At 34.1% G+C, this 2,578-nt stretch carries 2 protein-coding genes and 1 pseudogene; all 3 read left to right on the top strand.

All coding sequences use genetic code 11. From position 1 onward, the window contains the following. Positions 1-633, top strand: a 633-nt coding sequence (locus ACGLXV_RS13180; protein WP_391558993.1) for a response regulator transcription factor, incomplete at its 5' end; no start/stop codon positions are given. After that, positions 633-2,012: a sensor histidine kinase gene (locus ACGLXV_RS13175; RefSeq protein WP_391558994.1), complete on the top strand. Its 1,380-nt coding sequence runs from the start codon at positions 633-635 to the stop codon at positions 2,010-2,012. The genes ACGLXV_RS13180 and ACGLXV_RS13175, both read left to right, overlap by 1 nt. Positions 2,013-2,189: 177 nt before the next feature. Continuing rightward, positions 2,190-2,578, top strand: a pseudogene (locus ACGLXV_RS13170) (ABC transporter permease); the annotation flags it as partial.

Raw genomic sequence — 2,578 nt, 5'->3', positions numbered from 1 at the left:
CTTCTAGATGTTCATTTATCAGAAGCTGGGTATCAGGTATTCGAAGCTCAGGATGGTATAAAAGCTTTAAGTATCTTAAGTAATATAAAATGTGATTTAGCCGTTGTAGATGTGATGATGCCATATATGGATGGTTATGCCTTAACGAAAGAGATCCGAAATATGCACGACATTCCTATCATCCTTTTAACTGCTAAAAATCAAATTGAGGATAAGGAACAAGGTTTTCATTCTGGGACCGATGATTATCTTGTCAAACCGTTTGAACCGAAAGAACTACTCTTTCGAATCAAAGCTTTGCTTCGACGATATGACATACAACCGGATGGATCGATTGTTCGTGTAGGAGATACGATCATAAATAAAAAAAGCTATGAAGTTCAAATTGGAAGTCGCACGATACTACTACCCTTAAAGGAGTTCGAGCTTTTGTATTTTTTGATTTCAAGTCCTAGGCAAGTCTTTTCCCGAGATCATCTAATAGAACATATTTGGGGTTTGGATTATGAAGGAGATGAACGAACGGTAGATGTTCATATAAAAAGATTAAGAGAACGTTTTTCAAAATTGTCAGAGGATTTTCAAATTAAGACCGTACGTGGGATTGGATATTTATTGGAGACAAAACGTTGATGAAATCTCTTTATGTGAAATTTGTTGTGATTACAATTGGAATCATGATTTTAAGTGGAATATTAGCTTTTTTAATCTCTAATACCTATTATCAGCAAAAATTAAAACCTTCTAATGATCAAAAAAACACAAAAATCGCCCTAGAGATAGCTGCATTTGTTGAAGAACATGCGAATATCAATTTCAAGGAGTACTTAGAAAACCTTTCTACCATTGGATATCAAATTTACTTAGTAGATACTTCTGGAAGGGAATCCTATTATGGAGCACCATTCAGGGATCAAACTCTTTCTGCTTCCACTAAAGAACAGGTATTTCATGGTGATATTTATCATGGTATGCTTCATTTTCCAAAAAAAACCTTTGTGACAGGTTTTTTTGCAAACGAATTAAAGAATACGATTGGTGTCCCAGTGACGCATAATGGAATAAACTATGCTCTTTTTATTAGACCTGATATTAAGCTTCTTTTTAATGAGATGCATATTTTATTTGGCTGGCTTCTTGCATTAATGATTTTTTTAAGCATCATGATGGTAGTGGTCAGTACGAAATATTTAGTGAAGCCGATATCTAAATTAACAGTTGCCACAAAGTCATTATCAACAGGAAACTTTAATGTTGAACTTGATATTGATCGTAATGATGAATTAGGAGAACTCTCTCATAGTTTTTTACAAATGTCGCGTAGATTAGAACAATTGGATGAGATGAGAAAAGAATTCATATCAAACATTTCTCACGATATACAATCACCACTATCTAATATAAAAGGGTATACAAATCTATTGGAAAATGAATCCCTGAGTAATAAAGATAAAACACATTATATTTCTGTCATAAATGGTGAAATTAGTAGGCTTTCTACATTAACTAAACAATTATTACTTCTTGCCTCCTTAGATCGCGATGATGATATTTTGAAAAAAAGACCATTCAATGTGGCACAGCAAATGAAGGAATTAATCCGAAATTATCAATGGGTAGTAAATGAAAAAGGGATTATGCTTGGCTATTCATTACCAGATACAGAAATGATCGGTGACCCCTCTTTATTAAATACAGTATGGGATAATCTGTTGACCAATGCCATTAAGTACAATAAAGCTAATGGTAGCATTGAGATATCAATTGAAGAAAGAGAAGAATCAATATTGGTCACCTTTGAAGATACAGGAATAGGATTGAATCATAAGGAATTAGAGAGGATATTCGATCGCTTTTATCGGGCAGATATCGCACGCACGCGTTCTGTTGATGGGACAGGACTTGGCCTATCAATAGTTGCTACAATTGTTAAACTGCATGGTGGTTATATTCATGTGAATAGTAAAGAAAATGAAGGAACTACTTTTGTTGTTGAGTTACCTATATGTTAGTAACGTCTTTCGATTGTGTCAGGCATTTCCAGTGGGAAAATATCCACTTGTGATGCCTGACACTTTTTTTGTAAAGTTAAAATTTCTCCTTGCCCCCCCATTTGTAACTTGTTATTCATCCTCTGTTCACATAAAGACTATAGACTAAGGATGTCAAAAGAGATGGGAGGAGATCACATGAACATGGCATGGAAAGAAATTAAAAAAAATAAAGTAAGGTTTTTTATTTTAGGTTCCATCGTTTTTCTAATTAGTTTGTTAACTTTTATTATATCTGGTTTGGCAAATGGATTATCACAAGATAATGCTGCATTAATTAAAGACTTGCCAAACGGACAATTTTATATGAATAAAGAGGCAGAGGAAACTTATAATCTATCGAGAATAGACAGAAGTATCCAAGAAAAAATGTTACACGAACAAAAGGATGCTGTTGCCCTATCCATACAAATGGGCTTTTTGAACGATGAGACTGGTAAGCAACACAGCGTTGCCTTTGTTACATCTACCGACTCAAAGTTTTTTGAACATGTTAATCGAGGGGAAATCGTACTTGATCGCTCGTT

The organism is Robertmurraya sp. (assembly GCF_036676585.1).
In the GTDB taxonomy this organism is placed as follows: domain Bacteria; phylum Bacillota; class Bacilli; order Bacillales; family Cytobacillaceae; genus Robertmurraya_A.
Note: the sequence above shows the minus strand (reverse complement) of the source record. Positions and strands in the feature narration are given on the sequence as shown.